The following is a 23,418-nucleotide window of genomic DNA, read 5'->3' as shown; positions in this document are numbered from 1 at the left end:
AGCATGACAACACCCCATCCGCAACGCGCGCTGGGTGCCTTCGAGCGGCTCTTCTACCGCTACTCCGAACGCAACCCGCTTCACTTCGCGTTCGTTGCTGAATTTCCCTCTGAAATCGGCGATCCCGCGCTTAGGGCTGCACTTCGCGCCGTTCAGGCGCGGCACCCGCTGCTGCGTGTGTCGGTCGAGGACGACGGCGCCGGTGGTCCCGTGTTCATCGCCCAGGCGTCGGTGCGACCGATCCCCCTACAACGCGTCGCAGACACCTCCGCCCAGTGGACGCACATCGCGGCCGTCGAACTGTCCACGCCGTTCGATCGCCAAGCAGCTCCCCTGGTGCGCGCGACGCTCATGGCGGGACCGCTGCGCAGCACCATCCTGCTGACGTTCGATCACACCATCGCCGACGGCATCTCATCGGCTCTGATCGTCGAGGACCTGGTGTCCGCGCTCAACGGTGTCGAACTCCCACCGCTCCCTCTTCCGCCGCCGCAGGAAGTGATGCTGGCGCAGCACCCACCACGTGTCCCGGGTTCGGCGCTGTCACCAGACTCCGTGCCGGCCGCAGATCCGCACCTGAGTGCCATGAGCACGATCCGACCGTTCGACAGAACCCCTCCTCACCTCGCTACCTGCGAGTGGACCGAGAAGGACACCGCCGCCCTGGTCGAGCAGTGCCGAACCCACGGAACTACCGTGCACTCGGCGATCGTCGTTGCGGCATCACGGACATTCGCGGATTCCCGCAGCCTGCCCTACGTACGAGTGTTGTCCCCCATCAACTTTCGCGGGTTGATCGGAAACCCGAACGACTGTGCCGACTACTTCATGGCCGCCCGCACGGGAATGGCCACCACCGATCGCGCCTCGTTCTGGGACGATGCGCGCGACGTGCTGGACCAGCTCCGGCCGTTGAGATCAGCACACGGTATACGCACGGCGTCTGGGACGGTGCAGTCCATGGTGCCGGCCCGTATCAGCGCACACGGGGCGCAGCAGTTCCTGCTCAATGGACTCAGCCACGACCTGACCGTCACCAATCTCGGTGTACGAAAGAACGACTCCGATCCTGTCCGCGCGATCCGGCCCGACGCCCTGTGGGGCCCGATCCTGCTGAATCAGATCGCCGACGAGACCGTCACCGGCGTCACGACGTACCAGGGCCGGCTTCGGATGGTTACCACCAGCTACACGCCACCAGGGGACTTCCTCGATGCCATGGTCGATCGGTTACTGCACGTCGTCCGCTGAATTCTCACCGCAGCACTCGTCGCGTACCCGTTGGATCATCATCAGCAGGCAGGGCTCATCGCCGGCCTGACCGCTGCGGTGTCTGTGTCCACCGGCTCCGGCGGCAGTGGTGTGCTGATCGGCTCCCCAATGCAGATCACCCGGCCCGAACGCCACTCGCGTCCCGTCCTGCGCTTCAATGAACCACCGACCGCGCAACGCGACCACCCATTGCGGATGCGGGCTCTCGTGCCAGTCACCAACCCAACCGACGGGTAGAACGAGAAAGGACACGTTGTCGAAGTGACCGGGAACGTCCTTGGCGGCTGTCGGAGCCGCCTGCCCACCCACCGATCTGACCACGAATCCGGCGAGCTCGGCTTCGGCGATCGTGCTCAGACCGGACGCCCCGGTAACGAGCCGGTGGTAGGAGGCGACCGGCGCCGCCGCCGTGTGCCGAAGCTCTGTCATATCAATGCGCTCAACGCGTTTCGCCGGTGTACTGCAGAACGTCGAGGCCACCGTTGTAATCGGTGGTGAACGTCACCCCGTCGTCGCGGACGTACACGTCCGCGGTCTGCACGACCGGTTTGCCGCCGGGACGAGGGTCGATCACGCGGTCCGGCTGTCCGGGCACGAACGCGGCCACCTGGACGGGCTGAAACGGATCCGATAGATCGTAGGCACGCACCCCGGCGTTCTGGTAGGTGGCGAAGACGATCTCCTCGGACACGAAGCTCCCCGGCCGGTTCTCGTGCAGATTGTGCGGACCGAAGTGACGCCCCTTGTGGGCGTAGTCGTCCTCATCGGGTGTGGGGAACGTCGCGATGCTGATCGGGTTCTCGGGCTCCCGCACGTCGAACACCCAGACGTGTTTGAGGCCGTCGGCGAGGTCGTCGGCGGTGGCCTCATCGGCCACGACCAACAGGCCGCGACCCGGCAACGGCAACGCGGTGTGCGTACCGCCGCCGAAAGGGGGCGACCAGTTGCGGTACGAGATCTGTCGGGGACGTCGCCGATCGCTGATGTCCAGCAAGGCCAGACCGCCGTCGCGCCATGACGCATAAGCGGTGTCGCCGTCGATGATGGCGTGATGCAGCGCGTATCGCCACTTGTCCTCATCCCAGCCCGGAGTCTCGCCGGCAGCGGAATTCATTCCAGGAAGCCAGTATTCGCCGATGAACGAGGGCCTGGCGGGGTCATGCAGGTCGATGACCTTGAACACGTAGTCGGTGAAGCCCTCCGACAACACCGAGGCGTACGCGTAGCGCCCACCGGGGAACCACAGGCGATGCACTCCAACGCCCTCGACCGGGAGGAACGAGATCTGACGCGGTGTGGCGGGATCGGAGATGTCGTAGACGGCGACGCCGGCACTCCAGTCCTTGGTTGACTGCTGCAGTCGGGTGCCTACCGAGCCGGTGTAGTAGCTCTGTTCGACGTCGAACTGTTTCCACAGGTCCTTGGCGTGGATGACCAGCAGAAGGTCATCGGCGGCCTGCAGATGGATGTTCCACGTGTTCTCCGGCGCCGGGTGGAATCCGACGGTGCGCGGTTCGCGGGGACTGGACACGTCGATGACCGAGAATCCGCTGTTGAACAGGTGCCCGACGTAAACATGCTCACGCCAGTACTGCACTTGCATCGCGTCGGGCCGCCCACCCTGATCGGAGTGGCCCAGGTGGATGAACCCGGTCGCGAGGTCGGGGGCTCTCACGGCCGCACCCCGTCGCGTGATCCGGCAGTGACGCGGGTTCTTGGGAGTGAAATCTTCAGCATCAGTACGGCTTTCGCTCGGTCAGGATGTCGGATCGCTTGCGACGTCGATGAGCACCTTGCCGACCGCGTGGTGTTCGACCGCGCTGTGGGAGAGTTCGGTCTCGGCGAGTGTGTAGCGCGTGATGGGCAGCCCGGCGGCATCACCCACGGTGAGCGCCCCTTCGGCAACCGCGGTGCTCACTGACTGCATGGCGCGGTGCTTCTGGGCCGGCGTCGTGGTGTAGGTGAGGATGAAGGACACCTGAACGTTCTTGGTCATCGCCGGTATCGACGGAATCGATGTCGTGCCGTCGCCGGGGGTGTAGATGGAGATGCCACCATGATGGCCGATCATGGCCATGTCGGCCGCGATGTTGGCCTGAGCGTTGACCTCGACGATGAGGTCAACTCCGTGCTCGGCGATGCCGGAAACCTGCTCGGGTACGTCGACCTCACGGTAGTTGAGGACGTGGTGAGCGCCCGCAGCTCGGGCCAACCGCCCCTTGGTCTGGTCACTGACCGTGGCGATGATCTCGGCGCCCGCCCACCGAGCCAATTGGATGGCCGCATTGCCGACCGCGCCGGCGCCGCCGGCCACGAGCACGCAGCGCCCACTGAGCGCACCTGCAGACAGCTCCAGCGGACCCTCGGCGAGAGAGGTGAGCGCGCGGTGGGCGGTCAACGCGGGAATGCCCAGCGAGGCACCGACGTCGAACGACACCTCCGCAGGCAATCGAACGGCCTGAATCGCCGGCACCACGACGTACTCCTGGGCGGTGCCTTCCGTGCGTTGCCATGCAACGTCCCACAACCACACGCGGTCGCCGACCTCGATGCCGTCGACGTGCTCGCCGACCGCATCGATGATTCCTGCACCATCCTGTCCGGGGACGTAAGCCGCTGCCACGGCGTCGCGATCCCGACGGCGAGCGTCCAGATCCGTCGGTTTGACCCCAGCCACGACGACACGGACACGAACTTCCCCGGCACCGACCGGCGGAATCGGCCGATCGATGAGCTCAAGCACCGAATCCCCGCCCGGGTGGTAAACGATCGCCCTCACTGACCGGACTTCACCAGTCGAATCGGCGTCGCGCCGATGTGCTTGCGAATGATCAAGTACGGCAGGATCCGGTCGTCGACGCCGGAGTTGAACAGCGGCGAACGGGGCAACTGGTTGACGCTGACATACAGGTAGCCGTCCCCGCCCAACGCCAACGTGTCGGGCCACAGCAGATCTCGGCCGTGGAACACGGTTGACCACTCACCCTCGGCGTCACGTCTGAACACCGCGGAGTGCTCGTAGGCGGTGACATACAGCGCGCCGTCGGTATCGGATTCCATGCCGTCGGAGGCGCCTTTGTCGCCGTGATCGGTGATTGTCTGTGCGACGTCGTCATCGTCACGGCCACGGTCCAACAATGCTGCGGTGTCCACCGAATACAGTCGGCGACTCGACAAGGGGCAGTAGAAGATTCGTGAGCCGTCGGCACTCATGGCAATGCCGTCGGCACCGACCTTGTAACCCTCGCGCACGACGCCTTGGACCACCGCGCGAAACTGATCGACCGCTTGCGTCGAGTAATGGCCGCGCAGCCGGCACCAGGACTCACCGGTGTGCAGGTCGAAGACGATCAGTGCACCCGTCGGCTGCGAATCGGTGACGTACGCATAACCGGCCACCCCGCGCGAGAAGTCGAAGCGGACGTCGTTCAAGTACGTCGTCGCCGTCACGGCCTCGGCCGAGGGACGCAGCACGCGCACCACTTCATTTGTCGATAGGTCAACCTGTATCAGCTTGGCCCCGCCTGCGACGAACGGACCGAACTCCGGAGCACCCGTATCGAGAAGCCATAGCGATCCAGTCGGGTCGACCACCACGCTTTGCACCGAGATCAGCTGCGTCGCGGGATCACCCGGTGACCACCGGTTCACCTCCGGGTTCGGGTACGGAACCGGCCGGCCATCGACGATCTCGGCGACTGTGAACGGGACATCGTCGCCCCATCGAGGGAACGACACGAAGACACGGCCGTCGTCAGCGACCGTTACACCCGTCGGCATGCTCTCGCTGATCTCGGCGACCACCTCGTAGTCCTCGCCGACCCACGACCCCAGAGGCTCCACGCCGCTCACACGATCACTCTCCAAACGGTGCCACCTGTTCGGACCATCAGCCACCCTTTCGACGGGACTGCACTCTCGTCGCCCCGGACGCGGTATGCGCCGAAACGTCGGTACGCCGAATGGTAGAAGCGACAGCCCGGTGTCCTTCAAGGCCCATTACTATCGGTAGCGAAAGAAATGCAGGTCATCAGCCAGGAGTCGTGTCCGATGCCCACACGTTGTCCCTCGGGACGTCACGATCAGCACAACGTCTACGCCGAACGATGTCCCTGTCGCGCGTTGCTCGATCTGCTTGCCAATAAGTGGTCGGCTCTGGCCATCGGACTGCTCGACGAGCGCGATCGCATGCGATTCTCCGAACTCCAAGCCGCGCTGCCCGGAGTGGGCGCGAAGATGCTCACCAAGACCCTCCGCCGCCTCGAAGCGGCCTCACTGGTGGAGCGGACCGTGTACGCGGAGGTGCCGCCGCGGGTCGAGTATTCGCTGACCAAGCTGGGTATCAGCGTGAACGAACCGTTGGCCCAGATCAGAGCGTGGGCCGAAGACAACATCGACACCATCGATGGTCTCAACCCGCACTGGGACGTCCAGGCTGATTGATGCTGATAGGTGCCATCTCCATCTCGGTTGTTCTGTACGGCGCGCACCACTGATTTGATGGTAGACGCTGGGGCCACGGGCCTCACCGAGCAGGCGCGGAACATTCCGCATGACCGCTGCCTGTCGATCTAGGCGTAATGCGTCGCCGCAGCCGCAAGCCCCCGTCCACCAAGAGGTTCCGTTTTCGGCCGGTGACACCAGGCCGCCGAAGCTGTCTTCGTCGACGCCCCAGATTTCAGCGACAGTGGGCATCCGTTCGCGGCACGGCGACGACCGCAGGCGGGAGATACCGATCAAGTCCGCAATCGTAGCCGTATAGAAGTACTGCGGTGCGGCGCAGCCGCACTTGTGGCGCGTGACCCCGCCCCTCGAGCCTGACGGGTCAAGCCAACCTCAACAATGCTTGCACGCTCATAGAGGTCAGAGGGTCTTGACCTGCGCGTACAAACTCCGCAAAGCGACGTCCGACATGTCGATGATCGGCTCGTACATAAATGAGTTCACGTGAATGTTCTCGGGGGTCATAAGGACCACGGTGTCGAGGGTCGCCGTCGACTCCGGCGTCCCGCAACTGCGGTTCTTGAATGAGTTAAAGAGGACGGCCGTCTGATTCCCGTCGATTGCGTCCGTGAAGGCCTGATCGTTCAGCTCCCCGACCATGAATTTCTCCGCCTGTAACCGCGTCGCAATCGACAGTACGATCTTGTTCTCAAAGTTCACGCCCTCGTCGGCCTGCAGCGCACAGTCGGCCTGAGCGTAAATCAGGTCGACCACCGGATCACTCGCCGCATGCCACGCCTGAGATTCGTTGCCGGGGAACGTCTCCTTGAAGATACGGTCGAGATCTCCATTCGTGATGCCCAGCGAATCGTGCTTCCAGTGCAGCAGCGAGGTGAGCCTCATGTAGTCCGGGTCGTCGGTGCCCTTCGTGTACTCAAGGATGTTTCTGACGAACGGGATCGACGCCACCCGCTGCATTCCGTCGCTGAAAAAGTTCAGCTTGAACGCCCGGATGAACGGGTTGTTCACGTGCTCGGCCTGGCTGAGAACGACCTTTGCTTCTCCCTTCTGAGCCATGAAGCACTGCTTGTAAGTGACGACGCCGCGGCTCAGGAGAGTCCGGAAGAAATCGAAGTTATGAGTCAGGAGGATGAGCTTGAAGTTCGTGTGCTCGGCCATCTCCTTGAGGTACTGGATGATGGCGTACTTGTTCTTGTAGTCGAACGAGTCTGCGAGGTCGTCGATGACGAACAGCGTTTCGCGCCCGGACGCTTTGCGGGCCTCCATCTCGAACAGCACGTTGAGGATATAGAGCGCTTTCTTCTCGCCGTTGCTGAGCACCGAAAGGAGTTCTTCGCGCGCAACGTCCGTCGACTCATCGCCCTCCTCGAACTTGAAGACGAGCTTGAGGACGTCCTCCTGGCCCAACGCGACCCTGTGCTTATTCTCGGCGCTAAGCCTGAACGGCACAAAAAACCGGTCGTTGAAGATCTCGATGACCCTCTCCCATTGGGTCCGCTCAGCCGCCGCCGCCTGCTCGATCTCCTTCTGGCGTGCCTCGCTGTTGGCGAACAAGGTGACGACGCGTGTGAACAGCTCTTCGTGAGACTTCAGGTACGACTGCCACACCTTCTGCCGGAAAAGGTCGATGTTCGCGAACTCTGGGAGCATTTCGACGTGTTCGGAGACATAAGCGAAGAACTGCCGAGTGTTCTCGTTCCGCTGCAGTGCCTTCTCCAGGAGGTTCAGCCTCTTGCGCAGCACCTCATCATCGGTGATCCGCTGCTTCTCCTCGGCGACCAGTTCCTCGAACTCCTTAGGGCTCTTCACGGTGCGGGACTGGGCCGGCCCCTGAAGCACCAGCGAGTGATTGGCCGCGAAGAAACCGTTGGCTCCAAGGCTCTTCGTGACGTTCTCCGCGTTGTAGTAGCTGAACGTCTCACGGCTGAAGAACGCGGACTCGTCCAATAGCTCGTTCCAGCGCGTCACATACTGCGTCAACTCAGATTGCAGGTCCTTCGACTTTAGGATCGCGTCGAGCTTGTCGTTGAACAGCACGTCGTAAGAAAGATCGGAGAACCGGGGCGCGTCCAGCGTGTCGACTTCGTACTTGGTGCGCATGAGCGCTTCGAAAAACTTGTCGTCCTCAGGCATGAACGCCTGCGAGACAGCCCGGATCACGTCCTGCTTCGTTCCCGACTGCACCTTCAGAGCAGCCACCAGCTCCGTGCGGGCGGCGAGCAGATCGGTCTGCAGGGCCTCGTACTTCTTGCGCAGCTCGGCGTTGACGAGGAGGGTCGATGTCGACTTGGTCGGGCCGAGATCCTCGTCGTAGGAGAGCACGACGACGACGTCCGCCGGGTCGATCTCGGTGCCGGCCTCGTCGGTGAAGCTCCGCTGCGACACCCGGTCGCGGAACATGCGGTCGACAGTCTCACCCCCCTTTGCGAAGTCCTTGAACGTGTGCGCCAGGGAGGTCTTCATCGTGCCGTTCGGCGCGTAGACCGCAACAGCATTGCCGCGTTTGAAGTCGAACGTCGCGTTGAGCTCCCGGATGCCGTGACAGTTGGCGAGGGCGACGTCCAGCTTCTTCATGGCCGCCAATGTAGACGGCGACCCCGACACATCTGACCGCCACGCACAATTGGGATCAGGCGACGCCAACCCCGTCACCTGCAATGAATCTACTTGCAGAGGGCCAATGCCGGACTTCGCCATCTGGGCCCGAAGGTCCATCGCTCGCACCTCCGCAAACCAACTAGGTGAGCCGACGTGTGCAGGCACCGCGACTGACTAGCACCTAAAGCCTGTCGGCCGCAGATGTGACAGTAGCTAGTCATGACAGACTTTTCCAAGGAGCGGGTCGACGTCGACGAGCTCCAGCCGGGCATGACCGGGGTCTGGCTCGTCGTATCCCAGGGCAGTCGTCACGAGTGGGATCTCGACACGATGACCTACATGCGTATCGCCGGCCAAGACGGTAAGTCCGGGAGATTCGCGATGGACAGCCAGCGCATGCTCATCACCCGAGTGGGACGGTGGCCGCGAGTCGGTTCCACGTCGTTGGTGTACTACGACGACCCCGCGAGGCCACTGGACTACGAGCACTTCCGTCGATCGTCGCGTATCGAATCCATCACCCGGATCGCGCAGAGTTCTTCGGCCCTCCCGCCGGTTCGACCGGCTATCTGCTCCTCGATGCCCAGGCCGATGGGGACGCCGCCGACAGCTGAGCCCGTGTCCAGTCGCTAGGCCGGTGTGTAGACGAGGTGTTCGGCGCAGGTGGCGCAGAGGGTTTTGATGCGGATGCGGTGGCTGCGGTGCAGGATGCCGGGCGCTCCGCAGCGTTCGCAGATGAGGGTGGAGGCGCGTTCGGCGTTGTCGATGACGGCGTCCATGGCGTCGAGTAGCTCCGGATCGGGATCGTCGCCGCTTGCCTGACAGTAGTAACGCAGGGTGCCGAACTTCTCCTTGATCTGCAGTACCCGGTAGTGGGGGTCGAGTCCTGTGAGTTGTCTGTCGGTGGCGATCACGAGGGGATACCAGCCGCCGTCGACGCTCAGATAGCGCCCCCACCCGTCCGGGATGCGTCGCAGGATGGCCTCGATCGCGGCCGCGTGCTCTCCGGCGTCGGGTGGGATGCGCAGGGCATTGAGGCGCCTATGGGGTTCGACGTCCAGGGCCGTGAGGCGGCCGGTCACGTCGACGTCCTCGGGTGTGGCGGTGAGGTTGTTGAGCGCCTTGCTCATGGCGGTGATGTCGGATTCGACGGCCTGCGAGAGGATCTTCTCCGCCTCGGTCAGCTCCGGGATGCCGTCGTCATCGTCGTCGTCGATGGTCACAGGGACATCCCCTCGGTGGGGGTGGCGCGGTAGCCGCCGCTGCCCACCTCCGCCAGCGGCGCCGCGGTGGTGACGAGGCCGGTGTCGTCGGCGGCCAGGACCGCGCGGCGGACGATCTCGCGCAGGTCGCTGCCGCTGGTGTGCTCCGGAAGCGCGGCGGCCACCGCGTCCGTGTCGACGGCGTCGGCGCCGGGCAATCCGGTCAGCAGGGCAGCCAGGATTCGGGCGGCGTCGGCGCGGGTGGGGTAGCCGATGTCGACGATGGCGTCGAAGCGGCCGGTGCGGATCGCGGCCCTGTCCAGGGCGGCCGGGTCGTTGGTGGAGGCCAGGGTGAGGATGCGGGCGTCGGCGGCGATGTCCATGGCCTGCAACAGTTCCGAGAGTCCGCCACCGTCGGTGTTGCGGTCGCGGCACCACAGGTCGACGTCTTCGAGGATCAGCAGGATCGGGCCGCCGAGACGCTGAGCCTCCTCGACGACGGCACTCAGGAGGTGTTCACCGGCTTTGTCGTCGACGTAGATCACGGTGAACTCGCCGACGACGTCGGCGGCGATCACTGCCGAGACCGCGGATTTGCCGGTGCCCGGTGGCCCGCAGAGCAGCACTCCGCGGCGGGCACCGAGGCCGTGGGTGTTGAGCAGGTCGTGGCGGTCGCGTACGGCGGTCAGGCCGAGGTCGATCTCGCGCCACACCTGCTCATCGACGATGACGGTGTCGCGGGTCGCGGTGGTGGGCAGGGCAGTAACCGTCAGGTGCAGGCCGTGGCTGTAGCTGGCGCGCAGGGCCCGTCCGCGGTAGGGGTTGAGCTCGTTGGCGCGCTCAGCCAACCGGTCCAGCACCGCACGCACCGCGTCCTGATGCTCGGGGGTACAGAACGCGCTGACCTCCGGGAAGCGCATCGACGTCTGCCGTGTCTCGATGCCGATCACACACCCGGTGTCGGGGAGCAGGGTGCCGGCGGGGAAGTGCACTCGCAGGCATTGTGGGTGGCGGTAGGTACGGTCGCCGATCTCGGTCTGGGTCCACTTCGGGGGCTGCGCCCGCTCGCCGGGTCCGATCTCGACCACATCGGCGTGGGCGGTGATCCATTCGGCCAGCGCGACCGCGGTGGTCAACCGCGACACCGGATTGAGCTCGCGGTCCTCGTCGACGAGCAGCCCGGTGTCGGCGACGTCGAGGCAGCAGGCGGTGAACCGGTCCGCCGATTCCGCCCCCACCGGCCGCGCCGTCACCCCGACCAGCAGTTCCCCGAGTGCCCGCAGCACCGCACGGGCGTCCTCGGGCAACTCGTTGAGGTACGCGCCGACATCGGTGATCGGCCGGCGACGAGCCCCGCGTCCCGTTGGGACGTCGGGCGGCGTTGTGGCTGTTGCATTTTCGCTGAGAGTCATCGCTTCAGGTGGGGTCGGCGGGATGGAGCAAAGTCGTACAGGGTCTCATCCCGCGGCCGAACTGGCAAGAACTTTTCCTCCGTCATGCTCGCGGCGCGCCACGGAATTCGCGCGACACGGAGACGGCGGTGGTGTCATCCTGACGTCCCGTGACCGACGAACGGTTTCCGCTGACTGCGGCGGAGTACCTGGAGCGCAGTGAGCGTGTCCGCGCGCAGGCGCGTGTCCGCTACGTCGCCTATCTGGCGGAGATGCTTCATGAGCGGGGCATCGCAAATTCCGTAGACGTGGCGGACGCGGTGTTGGCTGCGTTGACCGAGTGGACCGACATCGAGACCGGTGAACTGTGCCGCTGCTCCTGTCACCCGCAACTGCCCAGCAGCGAACTCCACGACTTCGGCTTCGGCTGCAATTGCACCCGCACGCACAAGAATCGGAGCGACTCAGTTCGCAAGCTGCTCAGCGACATCGACGATTACTGGCGATCCCCAGAAGGAGCCGAAGTCCACGCCGCCGCCGAGGCCGCCGAAGATGAGCTGCAGGCCTGGCTTAGGCAACAACAGGGTGTCGTGGTCGATAGTCACGGCGGCTGGGCACCCGAACAGTGGCGCGGCACCATTGATGGACACCGCTTCCACTTCCGTGAACGCGGCGGCGACTGGGACCTCGAAATCGACGTTCGTCCCACTGGGGAATCCATGCGGATCGTCGACGGTCAGAACGACGACGGCACCACCCGCTACCGACAGCTCAACCTGGAGCGCGGAGACATCATCGCTTCAGGCACGATCTACACCGGCGGCTACGGAACCACCCCCGCCGAGCGCGCCCGGTTCATCATCACCACCATCCGCGACCACCTGGCTCGCGCCGGATGCACACACTATCTGGACAGGCTCGACTCGATCAGCGGAGTCATCGGGTGTACTGCCAGGTGGTGCCCTCGATGCGGAACACGCCTGAAATCACCGCGATTTGACTGAGTTCCACGATTGCTGCGACTACGAATTCGCAACTCCATACCGGCCTTGGCCCGTAACGATGACGGATCCGACTCGGGACCGGCCGGCTCATGACCCTGGAAGCGCCCGAAGACAAGACCCGTTGGTAGCTGGCACTACCAACGGGTACGCCCCGCAGAGCGCTGTCTTGGCAGACGGCAGAAGTGTATCGCTAAGGCTGCACTAGTGGTGCATTTAGGGGTATTCGCATCGGCTAGTTTCGCTCCGCTGCAATACTCTGCCAACGATCATCCCTCGGAAGTTAGCGAATCCCCTCCAAGAGCTCAGAAGCACTGACGCCGACAGCCAGTGCGATATCGAAGAGCCGTTCATGCAGAATGCCTCGGCGACCGTGCTCGATATCCATCAGCACATTCCGTGAAACTCCTGATAGCAGCGCGAGCTGCTCCTGTGTCAGTCCACGCTCAATTCTGAGCTGCTGAATACGCATTCCTACCTGGCGTCGCCGTCTGTGCCAAGCGGCGACCCTCTTGGGGTCGTCTTGACTTGGACGAGTGGGCACGCATTCAAGCTGCTACGCGGCGCGTCCTTAGTCTGCCCTACTAGTAGTGCATTCGCGTTGGAAACGGTGCGCTCCAGCTCTCCCACGTAGGGCTGTTGAAGTGAATCTGCAAACGCTACTTCCGGCCTCGAGATTTGTATGCTCGAACGGCATCCACGACGCGCTCGCCGTCGTCAGTTAGTTGCATGGGTCGCCCGCGCTCGGCACGGATGAACAACTTCGTGGCTAGTTCGCATTCTATGCGGTTGATCTGGTTGACCAATGTGAACTGGTGAATGCCCAACTTCTCCGCGGCGGCGGTGAGCGTGCTGAAGCGAGATGCCGCGACAAATCGTTCGAGGCGCTCTCGCCCACCTACGCCAGCCAGCGCTGGCCCCAGCAGTTCTGGCGCGTTCGCGGCATCGTCTGCGGCGCCCAAGGCCGAACTATGGCTGGGGCCACCGCGAGCACGCAGCGGGATTCCGTGAGTTTTCGCCCATCGAGCCATGTTCGCGGTACTCATGCCGGTTTCCCTCGCGAGATCGGGCAGTGTCCGGCGCTTGTTGACGTATTGGTCGTGCAGCCAGCCGCGTTCGATGACGGTGCGAGCTTTCAGGCCGGGTTCGCGGAGTGCCAGGTCGTAGTCGCGGGCGATCCGGCCGACGACTTGACGACTGACTCCGACGGATTCGGCGATATCGCGTAAGGACATGCGTTGACGTTCGTAGAGTTCGAGCAGTCGTTCTCGTGGAAGAGCTGCCTTCGCGGTGACGTACGCCCGGTTGTACGGAGTCGTCATGGATCGCACCTGCGGAGCTGGGGGGTGGGTCTCCAGCAGATAACGCACCGTGTCAAGGCTGATGTTCAGGCGCTTCGCGGTGGCGCCCAGCTTGATTCCGTCGATCGTGACGGCGTTGTGGAGTTCTTCAATCCTCACTATGCCGGGGTCGTCTCCCGGTAGGTCCAGTCCATCGAGTACTGCTGCTGGGGGTTCCCACATAGACGGTTCGCCTGAGACACCTTGGTCAGCGAGAAACTCCTGTGCGTGCATGTCGAGGGCTTGGTCGAGTTCAGTCGTCAGGTAGCGGGGGAAGTCGGCGACTTGGGTGCGAAATGCATTGCTATCGGGGAATGCTGACGAAGCACTCGCAGGAAGTCCGCTGAGACGCTCGAACAACAAGCATCGCGCGATCCTGGCTCGGATCGAACGAACCCCCGGAGTACCCGTGTCGCGGCAGATCTGCGTCCACACTTTGTCGGGCAGCAGCATGGAGTAGTCGAGCTGGCGCCGCCGACGGTAGTCGATGGGGATGCGGCAATCGGCGAGATAGTCCGCCATCCGGATCAAGGCAAGGCGAAGTCCGTCCCACTGAGCCTGCTCCTCCAGGAGTTGCAGCACGCGGGATACCGCGTGGCCGTCGAGGGGACTGTCGATCATCGTTGCAGCTTCGTCGAGATTGACCCTGCTGTTGACCAGCAGCAGAGCACTGGAGAGCGCCGGTCGCAGATGACGTTGATGGCTGTCAGTGATGGCCATCCGAAGCGAGCACGCGGGCCAGAGCATGGTCGGTAGGCCCTGGGCCAGCACCTCTGCGCCGCGCTTGTCCGCCGTCGGCCGGTTGGGCAATGCGGTGCCGACGCGATGGCGTAGCTGATCGCTCGGCTTCAGGAGTGGCCCGAGTGCTGCCAACTGGACGGCGCTCAACACCGGGGTCGTGTTCTTGCCCCAAGCGATGTTTGTTGCCGAGACCGCGGATCCCCGCTCCCGCGATGAAATGATCAGCCATCGCAGCGAGTCACCGGCCGCAGAGACATCGTTGCGGTTCAGCACATCCATCGCGCCCACTGCCCCTACCGCAGCCGTGGCGGCACGGGCCGGAGCCGCCAGTCCGGGCTTGGCATCATTTTGAGCGGGTGCGTAGCGTCGCGACGGACGCTCGTCCATCGATTGGTGTGCGACCAGTAGGTCCGGTGTGATGGTGGCTTGCAGATCCTCGGTGGTGGCGTAGGCGAGTATCCGGCCGGCGACGGCGCGAATGTCCGACAGAACGTTGATACGCGGCTGCGGATGGAGCCGATAGACCCCGAACGCCGCTGTCTCGCTCTCGATCACAGCGTTGATGGTCTTTTGGGCGCGGACGACCGGGTGGGCGGCGTCAAAGGTCACCGTTGACACTGTTGTCAGATCGGCTCCGCATCGCTCGGGTGCCCGTCCGACCGCATCGCGGGCGGGGTGTGCACAACGACCGGGCTGGGGCACGACGTCGCCTATGTGGGTTCGGAGCCGCTGGACCACCCCGCATTCCGGACATGCGTCCGCCAGCAGGCAGTTGTGCATGGTGCAGGCGAAAGCCCAGCCGAGGCGCCAGCTGAGTTGCCATCGTCCGCCAGTTTCTTCGAGGCACTTCGGGCAGAAGCGTGATCCCCTACCTCGCCCCCAGGGGAAGGTTCGACTCAGGGTCTTTCCGTCGGGGCTGATGCGCAACGCCCTCTCCGAGTAGTGCTGCAATGCCATTGATTCGAGGAGATCGGCACGCAGGGAGGTAGCGACGCTGAGCGACTCGATTTCGCTGGCGGAAGGCTGGACCATCCAGGTGCTGATGCCCATTCCTTTTTTCGCCTTCAGTCCCACTGCGGAGAGCAGGTCGGCGTGCATGGTGTTGGTGCGGTGGGCGACCGCTTCAAGCCACGAATCCAGTGCCTCGCCGGAAACTGGCGCGACACGGATCGGCAGCGTCCGCACCGAACTCATCCGGCCTTGCCGATCCTGGTGGTCAGGCGACGTGATTCGAAGGCCACCTCCAGTTCCTGACGGGCCTTCTCCGAGGCAGCGTCATTCTTGACCAAATCCATCAGCTCGCGCGACAGATACTCGGCTCCGGTGCGCACGGCCCGTTGACAGCCGCGGTTGATCAGCGTCATCAGCGAGCCGATGTGCCCCGTGCTGCGGGCGAAGAGGTAGTCCGATAGGTCATCTGCCAGCATTCCGGGTCGTTTGTCAGCCAGCACGATCCGCTTCTCCAGCGCGAGAAGGAGCTGGCGCCACTCACGACGGCCCTTATCGGTCGTGGTCACAAACGGCTGGACATCGAGTTTTGTTGTACGTCTGCCCGTTTGAGCTATCACGGCATCCTCGTACGAGTGCCCCTCAGAGAAGAGTCCTCGCGCGGCGAGACCGACTCCGACGAAGACCAAGGTGACGGGAAACTCATTGGCGATGTACTTGAAGTGGTTGCTGATCTCGACTCCCGCGGTGTTTCGCCAGCGCAGAAAGTGCAGGTCGTCGACAATCAGTAGCTTCGTTTCGCACGCCAGCACACAGTCGAGTGCTCGGTGTGCAAAGTGGGCGGCGTTGCCCTTGGACATTCCCGGGTGAGCGAAGAATGACAGCATGGCACGGTTGAATTCCACCATCCCCGTGTTCCCGGTCAGCCCCACTCGGCTCACGGGCCAACGTTCGTTGCCACCTGCGGTCTCGCTACCTTGCTCCTTGATCTCGCGCTTGTGAAACTTCTTGGCGAAATCCAGCACCGTGGTGGTCTTGCCCAGGCCCGGAAATGCGTCGATGGCTACGGCGCCCTTGGCCTTGTCACCGTCCTGGACGTTGCTGTCGACGATGTCCCAGAGGTCCTCGTGCAGAGCCGCCATTTGTGGGGTGTTGATTGGGCCGAGGTTGGCGTGCCATTCGCGCCGTTGTCGGTTGTAGTCGTCGAAGGCCTCTTCACCAAGTTGCTCAAGTTCTCTGCGGGTCAACGGTTCCGGCGTGATGCGAGCAGGTGTATTGACGAAACGAAGCCAGCCCTCTTTTCGGGAGAGTGTGAGATTGTCCAGGCGGGCTTCAGATTCCTTGGGTGGCTGCGTCTGTTTCGCCGTCACGCGTCCTCCAGAGCGTCTGCGTAGAAGTCATCCAGATCCTGGTCGAAGTCTTCGGCATGGAGTTCGTCTACGTCCTCGTCCAGATCATCATCACCGGTTTCGGGGTCGGGCTCTTCAACTCTCTCGCTCTGGGCTTCTTCAGGATGTTCGGTGGCGGCAAGGACCCGTGCCACCGACGGCAAGGCGGCAACGTCATTGTTCGAAGGAAGTTCGTCAAGCAGGACGGCATCACGGGATAGACGCAGGGCCATACGCCGCTCGGCGAGCGTGTCACCGAGGCCAAGGTTCCAACGTTCGAAGAGGTCGGCTATGGCCAGCCGGTCATCAGGATAGGTGTACTTGGCGGCAGCCAGTTTCCGGGCAAACGTCATCGCATCTTCGCTAAGAGGCATGTCCATGGACGGCGCGTGCTCCCACGTCAATGTGTGCCATTGTCGCGTCTCGGGATCTCGGAAGTAGGCGCGGGTGATGTCGTCGGGGCTGTAGTGGATAGGCCAGCGCCCCTTAGCTTTTCCAGTGTATGAACTGGTGACATTGCGGTAGGGATTGAGCGCAGAGCCGTTGTATCGGCGCCCGAGATCGACACCGTAGTGCTGGATGGTCCGCCACTGCATGTTCAGGAACTCGTATGCCAAATCGGGGTCGCGGGGTGCCTCGATATACCCGGCCCGAGCCATGCCATGCTCGAACATCTCTGCTGGAGACATGAGCAGTCCCGACGCGTAAGGATCACGCAGACTCTCGTGCGGATCGTGGTGGTAGAACGTTGCAACCCACTCTCGGATAATTGCTTCGAGTTCGTCGAGGTAGAAGAACGCTTCTGATTCTGGATCGACTCCGCGGGAGTGGACGTCGGGGCCCTTGTAGCCTGGTAAGACCTGGAGTAGAGATTCGCGGAGCGTGCGAAAGAATCGTTCGACGGGTCCCTTGTCGCGACCGGTCCGCAACCTGGCGGGCTGAATCGAGACACCCATCCGCTGGCACACACTCGTCAGATGCTCGGAGACGTAGATTTTGCCGTGGTCGACGACGATGGTCTCGGGCACTATCGCCGGACCGGCCACACAGCGGATCGAGCCCTCGATCGCCTCAGTGTCCAACAGCACGGTTCGTGGGATACCGTGCTCCGGCCACACCGCTTGAGCCGGCCAATCGGTCCCTGCGGGTCGTGGCCTGTACGCCTGATACAGAACTGCTGCCGCGTCCACGGACTTGGTCGACACCGGGGTGACCCGAATCCCTGTGATGCACCGCGTGTACCAATCCATCCCCACCGTGAGTTCAGCCTGAACCCATCGCAAGGTGAGCGGGTCCAATGCGAAAACGTCCAACCTGGTGGTGTCCATCAGGAGGTACTCGCCGGGCCTCGTGGGTCGCAGCTTGCCGTGCGCCTCAGAAGGTCTGTCCGCAATGTCGCGGTTACGTTTCGTGCTGTGCCGAAAGGTGGGGTGCCGGTTCTCCAGCTCCGCGAGAATTCGGTACGCAGTCGCCCGCGAAGGGATCTTGACGGCTCCTTCGCCAAAGCGCGCGATGACCCTCGCGTTGGTTCGGCTGATCACCATGCTCTGGGATGGCCTCGATTGGTCCGTGTGCTCGACCATTACTTCAAGAGCTGTTTCACCCCAGACGTCGTCGACGTTGCCAAGGTGCTTTTGGCGGTTGGACTGCTTTCGTGCCAACCCGGCCACGCCGTATCGGCGGAAGTCGGCCACCCACTGCTTGATCGTCCTCAGGCTAACGTCGAGTTCAGCCGCCTTAGCGGTGTAGCGGCTGGTGAGCGACATGCCAGGGTCGTACTGAACCCGTGGTTCATCTTTCGCGGGAAGTTCGGCAGATCCAGATCGATATCCCGTCAACACTTCTCGCACATGAGCCGCGCGCTCGTTGAGCTCATTCCGTTCGAAGTCCGACATCGCTGCGAAGAGGACACCGGCGAGGTCCACATCATCGTCAGCCTGCGGGCCGCTGTCGTCAGGCAGCAGTCGCGCTCGACCACCGTCAAGTAGCTCACGCAATGCCACCCGGATAACAGCTGTGCTCCCGCCTGAGGCAGCTCCAAGAACAACCACCGTTCCGGTCGCGGCGGTCTGCATCTCCACGACCTGCATGAGTTCGCCATCGTGAATGAATCGGGTGCCAACACTGACTCGAACGAGGCCATCGCTCATGGCGGGCTCCTTACCTGAGGACAGTTCGGGGGCTGAGGGGTTGGTCGACTCTCACTGCAAAGTGGTTGCACCACAACAAATGAAGAACGGCGGAACGCACAATGGGCTCTGTCCAATTGCGGTACTCGCAGAACGCGTGAGCCAACGTTCGGCCTTTAAGATCGTCGCGGGCCTTCAGCGCGTTGATGAGTTCCGGGTCGAAACGCTCAGCATTGCGGAATCCCGCCAGAAAGCGGACGGTCTCGAGCTCGGTCGCCGGAGGTTCACTCCATACCTCGTAGCGCCATCCACGCCGTTCGACGAGTGTCCTCGTCCAGTCGAGTGTGAAATGGACTTTGGGCTCATCTAGCTGAGAGCGGGGCTTCACATCAACGACTACCGGCCCATCGTCGGTCAACAGCAAGTAGTCCGGCACGTGCTTGCGCACACGCTTATCGATGACGGCGCGAATCAGAAACGGCTGCGCAATGATTCGAGTAATCGCGGGTTCAAAATCCGCGAACAGCAGCCGCGCGAGCTCCAGGCGAGATTCGTAGATGACATGCGCCCGCTCGGTCGCCGACCAGTAAGTACCCGAATAGTGCTTCTGACCGTGGCGCCAGCGGAACGTCCGCCAAGGCGCGGCATTGCTGATCAATTCAAGAGGAGCGCGATCCCATTCGATGCAGGCCTCCGTCAAGGAGTCCCTTGAGCGCACAGAGATATTCGGGAGTGGCGGTGCGCCCGCTTCCGGCATGCCGCCACCATCGCATCTCCGAAATGCCGCTATGCGGATTCCAGACGGCGTGTCTCAGTCTTTCTGCACAAGTGCAGCAGTGGTGCAGTCAGTCGTGAGAAAGTGCAGTCAAATTTGAGAACCTACAAAGCATTCGGCTAACGCGCCATATTCGTGAACCGCGAGAAGTGAAGCTGGTGCGCCACAGTGATATTCGCGGTAGGTCCGTTACGGTGCTTGCCCAGGATGATGTCGGCTTCACCGCCGCGCGGATCTTCCCGGTCGATCGCATCGGGGCGGTGCAGCAGCAGGACCATGTCCGCATCTTGCTCCAACGAATTATGTAGGCTAACTAAATTAGCGACGAAATTGTGCGTCCCGCTGACCGTTCCGTCGTAGACGTCCTGTTCGCCAATGCTGGTGATCTCCACAATCTCGTCCCAGAACACGTCGTTGGTAGCGAGGTCGCGCAGAGTCTGGTTGTTGAGCAGGTTCGCGGCCTTACGCAACCGTTCCCGACTCGGCGAGTGCTTCCACATTGTCGAACCACAGAACTGGGTGCCCATCGCCGCCGCGAACTGGCGGTGTGTCATGCCGTCACGGGTCAGAGCCGACTTCACTTGCTCCCACACCTCTTTGGGCACGGTGTCGAGATTGGTATTGCAGCTGATAGCCGTCAGGTGGCTCAACACATCACGCGCCAGCACACCACGCCCACCGTGCACGCCGACATCGGACAGGAACCGTCGCTGGTTCTCCACACCATAGATCAGCACGTGCCAGCAGTCCCGGTACCCGGTCTTCTTGGCCCGCTTGATCCGCGCGGACACCCCGACCCGCAGCAGCAACTGCATCACATCGTCGGCCAACTGTCGGCTGGTGGTGGCGTAGTAGATCCGGCCCTGGTTGACCTTGGCGTCCCACCGCACCGATCCATCCGTCGCCCACAGGTGGTGGAGGAACAACGCCACCTGATCATTGGGCAGCGCGAAAACCAGCTTGGGCACGAACTTCTCGTAGCTTCGCTTCCCGAACAGCCCCAAACCGTCCAGCCAGGCTGCGATCGGATTGCGCTTACCGTGGGTGAGCCGGTACGGCGCCGGCATACGCAGGGTCGTCACCCGGGCCGCCGCGTACTCGTCACGTACGGCGGAGATTCCGAAATGGGTCGCCGCCGTCGTCACGGCGGTCAGATTCTCCTCATCGATGCTGGCGTAGCGGATCGGCTGACGCTTCACGCATGAGCCGTCGCCGATCATGTGCGCCAGCATCACGATCTCCGACTCCGCCATCCGTTCGGTATGCACCGGTTCGGGCACTAACCGCGGAGCCGCCACCCGGGAACCAACGGTCAACTCTCCCAATGGAACCCAACCGTCCAGTGTGTGGAAGGGGTGGTTGGCGGTGGCCTCGACCTCACGCCCCGATGCCAGCCGGACCTTAAAGACTTCCTTGTGCCCGCTGTAGAACACGTTGGTCATCGGGCGGGCGACCATGCGCTTGTGCTCGTCGAGCGACCACACCAACGGGCGCTCATCGGTCGCCATCAGCTCACCGAAGGTAACCTCAGCACCGTTGTCGGCGCGCAGAATTCGCGTGTTCGCCGTCAGGCAGCCCGACTCACGAAGATCAGAGACCTGGGGACGCTTGTCGGTACGTTGCTCGGGACCACGGTTGAGCTGGCTGATCGCGATCACCGGCACTTCGAGTTCCTTGGCCATCAGTTTGAGGCTTCGGGAAAAGTCCGACACTTCCTGCTGGCGTGACTCGTACTTCTTGCCCGAGCTCATCAGCTGCATGTAGTCGACGACCACGAGCTTCAGATCCGCCTTCTGCGCGAGCCGTCGCCCCTTGGCCCGGATCTCCATCATGGTCAGGTTCGGCGAGTCGTCGATGTAGAGCGGCGCCTCGCTGATCTCACTCATCCGACGGGCCAGCTTGGTCCAGTCGTCATCGCTCATCCGGCCCGAACGCATATCGGCCAGTTTGATTTTCGCCTCGGCCGAGAGCAGTCGCATCACGATCTCGGACTTGCTCATTTCCAGCGAGAAGATGACGCTGGCCATCCGGTGCTTGATCGAGCACGACCGCATGAAATCCAGGCCGAGGGTGGAGTTGTGCGTCGGCACCATGGCCGGACCCGCCAGGTACAGATGCGCAGCATTGTCGACCTCGACACACCGGACCGGCACGCTGGGTAGCCGCCGCACCGCCGCCACCTGGCAGACCGGCGTCAGCACCGCCGCTCCCCCACCCGAGGTGGGCGCAGCAATGGTGTGCAGGCCCGGGCGCAGCCGAGTGGTGGTGCGAATGCCGTCGCCCGTCGGCCATTGGTGCTGGGCATCGGCGACGATCACTGTGCCGTCGGAGAATTCGACCTCGAAACACGGTCGGTCAAGCATGACCTCGGTGGCCGCCACAACTCGCGTGGGCTCACCGTCGGCACCAATGAGATGGTCGCCCACGGCGACGTCACCCATCGTGGTCCAACCGTTCGGTGTCGGGAGCGGGGTATCGAGTGCGAGTGCCTTCCCCACGCCAGGTCTCGCCGCGATGATGATCATCTGCCCGGGGTGCAGGCCGTTGGTGATCTCGTCGAATTCGGTGAACCCGGTGGGCACACCACGCGAGATACCGCCCTGCGAAGCGATGGCGTCGATCTCGTCCATCGTGGGCTGCAGTAGGTCTTCGAGCGCGACGAAGTCCTCCGAGGCGCGTCGCTCGGTCACGTCGTAGATCTCGGCCTGGGCCCGGTCGACGACATCCGTGACATCGGCGCCGTCGGCCCCGGCATAGCCGTACTGGACCACCCGGGTGCCGGCCTCCACCAACCGGCGCAGCAGGGCCTTCTCGGCCACGATGCCGGCGTAGAAACCCGCATTGGCCGCAGTGGGCACGGTGGAGATCAGCGTGTGCAGATACGGCGCCCCGCCGATGCGGCGCAGCAGACTACGCCGGTCCAGCTCGGCCGCCACGGTGACCGCGTCGGCGGGCTCACCCCGGCCGTAGAGGTCCAGGATCGCGTCGTAGACGTTCTGGTGTGCCGGGCGGTAGAAGTCGCCAGGACGCAAACGCTCGAGGACGTCCGCGATCGCGTCCTTGCTCAACAGCATGCCGCCCAGGACCGCCTGCTCGGCCGCCATGTCCTGCGGCGGCTGCCGGCCGAAGTCCTCCCCAGGCGGAGGGCCATCCATCTCCGAATCCGGATGCCCCAGGTCGTCCACCACCGCCACGGACTCCCCACCCCCTTCCGAGACCCGCCTCAGACAAGCTCGAACGTTTATTCGAATCGGTACTGCAACTGTAAAACACGTCGGCGACAAAGCTTCGTGACGGCGCCGCGACGCATCACGGTAGACGTTGCTGGAGCCGCCCGAAACCACCCCTGTTGATCAACCTGTGGATGGTGTGGGGATAGGTCTCGGTCGCGGTGTTGAGCCTCTGGGGAGAACCTGTGGATCATTCCCGAGCGATCTTTTGTTTTCCCTGGTCAGGGTGCCATAGGGGTTGTCAGTGTTTGTGTATGGGAAGTTCTTCGGCGTGTCGTGCCGGGTTGCCGTCCCGGGCGTGTTGTGTTGCGCCCCGGGACCCGGCGGGTTAACACCGAGTTAGCTTCGCTGTCCAGAGTTTCCCGCAACGAGTTCGCCAGAGATACAGCAAACGCCCGGGTGGAAACCTCTGCAGGTCCCCACCCGGGCGATTGAGTGCCGGCGGAATTGCTCCGCTACGGATTACTCCGCGGCGGGTTTACTCACTCAGCGACGACGTTCAGCGACACCTTGGCTTCGACCCCGGTGTGAAGCTTCACGGTGACCGGGTGCGTGCCGACCGACTTGATATGCGCCTTGGGCAGCTGCACCGTGCGCTTGTCCAGGTTCGGGCCGCCGGCCTTCTTGATCACGGCCACGACGTCAGCCGCGGTGACCGAACCAAACAGCTTGCCGGTATCGGCAGCGGCGTGAACCGGCAGCGACACCTCGCCCAGACCTTCGAGCGCGGTCTTGAGCTCGTTGGCGTGCTCGACGCCGCGGATCGACTTGGCCTCGCGGGCCCGGCGGATCTCCTCGGCCTGGCGCTCGGCGCCGCGGGAGGCCACGATGCCCAGCCCACGGGGCAGCAGGTAGTTACGGCCGTAGCCGTCCTTGACCTCGACGACGTCGCCTGCGACGCCCAGGTGCTCAACCTCAGCGGTGAGAATCAGCTTCATT

General features: G+C 63.3%; 18 protein-coding genes. 4 read left to right on the top strand and 14 right to left on the bottom strand.

Annotated elements, in window-relative coordinates:
* Window positions 1-3 precede the first annotated feature (3 nt).
* Entirely contained in the window at window positions 4-1,251 is a 1,248-nt protein-coding gene (locus AC4ELH_RS13075) for a condensation domain-containing protein (RefSeq protein ID WP_498884805.1), read from the top strand.
* Here AC4ELH_RS13075 and AC4ELH_RS13070 read toward each other — a convergent pair.
* From AC4ELH_RS13070 to AC4ELH_RS13055, 4 genes are all read right to left on the bottom strand, one after another.
* Window positions 1,231-1,701 (bottom strand): hypothetical protein, encoded by a 471-nt coding sequence (locus AC4ELH_RS13070; protein WP_498884803.1) that lies wholly within the window; start codon window positions 1,699-1,701, stop codon window positions 1,231-1,233. The genes AC4ELH_RS13075 and AC4ELH_RS13070 overlap by 21 nt on opposite strands.
* A 10-nt stretch (window positions 1,702-1,711) precedes the next feature.
* Complete coding sequence (locus AC4ELH_RS13065) at window positions 1,712-2,947, bottom strand: LVIVD repeat-containing protein (RefSeq protein WP_498884802.1); 1,236 nt, start codon at window positions 2,945-2,947, stop codon at window positions 1,712-1,714.
* 81 nt (window positions 2,948-3,028) lie between these two features.
* Complete coding sequence (locus tag AC4ELH_RS13060) at window positions 3,029-4,051, bottom strand: NADPH:quinone reductase (RefSeq protein ID WP_498884800.1); 1,023 nt, start codon at window positions 4,049-4,051, stop codon at window positions 3,029-3,031.
* Complete coding sequence (locus AC4ELH_RS13055; RefSeq protein ID WP_498884799.1) at window positions 4,048-5,124, bottom strand: SMP-30/gluconolactonase/LRE family protein; 1,077 nt, start codon at window positions 5,122-5,124, stop codon at window positions 4,048-4,050. Before AC4ELH_RS13055 ends, AC4ELH_RS13060 begins: the two co-directional genes overlap by 4 nt.
* A 198-nt stretch (window positions 5,125-5,322) precedes the next feature.
* Between AC4ELH_RS13055 and AC4ELH_RS13050 the strand changes: the two genes are divergently transcribed.
* Window positions 5,323-5,715, top strand: a complete 393-nt coding sequence (locus AC4ELH_RS13050) for a winged helix-turn-helix transcriptional regulator (protein WP_498884797.1) — start codon at window positions 5,323-5,325, stop codon at window positions 5,713-5,715.
* A 420-nt stretch (window positions 5,716-6,135) separates the two neighbouring features.
* Here AC4ELH_RS13050 and AC4ELH_RS13045 read toward each other — a convergent pair whose 3' ends face one another.
* Window positions 6,136-8,310 (bottom strand): phage infection protein, encoded by a 2,175-nt coding sequence (locus tag AC4ELH_RS13045; protein WP_498884795.1) that lies wholly within the window; start codon window positions 8,308-8,310, stop codon window positions 6,136-6,138.
* Between the two features lie 243 nt (window positions 8,311-8,553).
* On the opposite strand from AC4ELH_RS13045, the gene AC4ELH_RS13040 reads away from it, so the two are divergent.
* Window positions 8,554-8,967 (top strand): hypothetical protein, encoded by a 414-nt coding sequence (locus tag AC4ELH_RS13040; RefSeq protein ID WP_498884793.1) that lies wholly within the window; start codon window positions 8,554-8,556, stop codon window positions 8,965-8,967.
* On the opposite strand, the gene AC4ELH_RS13035 is transcribed toward AC4ELH_RS13040, so the two are convergent.
* Window positions 8,964-9,557, bottom strand: a complete 594-nt coding sequence (locus AC4ELH_RS13035; RefSeq protein ID WP_498884791.1) for a hypothetical protein — start codon at window positions 9,555-9,557, stop codon at window positions 8,964-8,966. The two genes, AC4ELH_RS13040 and AC4ELH_RS13035, sit on opposite strands and share 4 nt — an antisense overlap.
* On the bottom strand, window positions 9,554-10,948 hold the full coding sequence (locus tag AC4ELH_RS13030) for an AAA family ATPase (RefSeq protein ID WP_498884790.1): 1,395 nt from the start codon (window positions 10,946-10,948) through the stop codon (window positions 9,554-9,556). Before AC4ELH_RS13030 ends, AC4ELH_RS13035 begins: the two co-directional genes overlap by 4 nt.
* A 149-nt stretch (window positions 10,949-11,097) precedes the next feature.
* Between AC4ELH_RS13030 and AC4ELH_RS13025 the strand changes: the two genes are divergently transcribed.
* Window positions 11,098-11,931 carry a hypothetical protein gene (locus tag AC4ELH_RS13025; RefSeq protein WP_498884788.1) on the top strand — a complete coding sequence of 278 codons (834 nt, stop codon included), beginning with the start codon at window positions 11,098-11,100 and terminating at the stop codon, window positions 11,929-11,931.
* Window positions 11,932-12,211: 280 nt separating this feature from the next.
* Here the strand turns inward: AC4ELH_RS13025 and AC4ELH_RS13020 are convergent, their stop codons facing one another.
* From AC4ELH_RS13020 to rplI, 7 genes are all read right to left on the bottom strand, one after another.
* The gene (locus AC4ELH_RS13020; protein WP_498884786.1) at window positions 12,212-12,472 is read right to left on the bottom strand and encodes a helix-turn-helix domain-containing protein; all 261 of its coding nucleotides are present in this window, start codon (window positions 12,470-12,472) and stop codon (window positions 12,212-12,214) included.
* 115 nt (window positions 12,473-12,587) lie between these two features.
* Entirely contained in the window at window positions 12,588-15,203 is a 2,616-nt protein-coding gene (locus AC4ELH_RS13015; protein ID WP_498884784.1) for a TniQ family protein, read from the bottom strand.
* Window positions 15,200-16,327 (bottom strand): AAA family ATPase, encoded by a 1,128-nt coding sequence (locus tag AC4ELH_RS13010; RefSeq protein ID WP_498884783.1) that lies wholly within the window; start codon window positions 16,325-16,327, stop codon window positions 15,200-15,202. The genes AC4ELH_RS13015 and AC4ELH_RS13010 overlap by 4 nt, the downstream gene beginning before the upstream one ends.
* Entirely contained in the window at window positions 16,324-18,495 is a 2,172-nt protein-coding gene (locus tag AC4ELH_RS13005; protein ID WP_498884781.1) for a TnsB C-terminal domain-containing protein, read from the bottom strand. Before AC4ELH_RS13005 ends, AC4ELH_RS13010 begins: the two co-directional genes overlap by 4 nt.
* 10 nt (window positions 18,496-18,505) lie before the next feature.
* Window positions 18,506-19,231, bottom strand: a complete 726-nt coding sequence (locus tag AC4ELH_RS13000; RefSeq protein WP_321181086.1) for a TnsA-like heteromeric transposase endonuclease subunit — start codon at window positions 19,229-19,231, stop codon at window positions 18,506-18,508.
* A 137-nt stretch (window positions 19,232-19,368) separates the two neighbouring features.
* On the bottom strand, window positions 19,369-22,443 hold the full coding sequence (locus AC4ELH_RS12995) for a replicative DNA helicase (RefSeq protein ID WP_448444511.1): 3,075 nt from the start codon (window positions 22,441-22,443) through the stop codon (window positions 19,369-19,371).
* A 518-nt stretch (window positions 22,444-22,961) separates the two neighbouring features.
* Entirely contained in the window at window positions 22,962-23,417 is a 456-nt protein-coding gene (gene rplI / locus AC4ELH_RS12990) for a 50S ribosomal protein L9 (protein ID WP_064880285.1), read from the bottom strand.
* Between the last annotated feature and the right edge of the window lies 1 nt (window position 23,418).

Source organism: Mycobacterium shunyiense, from assembly GCF_058270075.1.
Note: the sequence above shows the minus strand (reverse complement) of the source record. Positions and strands in the feature narration are given on the sequence as shown.

Coding starts and splice junctions, on each gene's coding strand:
- AC4ELH_RS13075 (WP_498884805.1), top strand. CDS start 4: ATGACAACACCCCATCCGCAACGCGCGCTGGGTGCCTTCGAGCGGCTC.
- AC4ELH_RS13070 (WP_498884803.1), bottom strand. CDS start 1,701: ATGACAGAGCTTCGGCACACGGCGGCGGCGCCGGTCGCCTCCTACCAC.
- AC4ELH_RS13050 (WP_498884797.1), top strand. CDS start 5,323: ATGCCCACACGTTGTCCCTCGGGACGTCACGATCAGCACAACGTCTAC.
- AC4ELH_RS13045 (WP_498884795.1), bottom strand. CDS start 8,310: ATGAAGAAGCTGGACGTCGCCCTCGCCAACTGTCACGGCATCCGGGAG.
- AC4ELH_RS13040 (WP_498884793.1), top strand. CDS start 8,554: ATGACAGACTTTTCCAAGGAGCGGGTCGACGTCGACGAGCTCCAGCCG.
- AC4ELH_RS13030 (WP_498884790.1), bottom strand. CDS start 10,948: ATGACTCTCAGCGAAAATGCAACAGCCACAACGCCGCCCGACGTCCCA.
- AC4ELH_RS13015 (WP_498884784.1), bottom strand. CDS start 15,203: ATGAGTTCGGTGCGGACGCTGCCGATCCGTGTCGCGCCAGTTTCCGGC.
- AC4ELH_RS13005 (WP_498884781.1), bottom strand. CDS start 18,495: ATGAGCGATGGCCTCGTTCGAGTCAGTGTTGGCACCCGATTCATTCAC.
- AC4ELH_RS13000 (WP_321181086.1), bottom strand. CDS start 19,231: ATGCCGGAAGCGGGCGCACCGCCACTCCCGAATATCTCTGTGCGCTCA.
- rplI (WP_064880285.1), bottom strand. CDS start 23,417: ATGAAGCTGATTCTCACCGCTGAGGTTGAGCACCTGGGCGTCGCAGGC.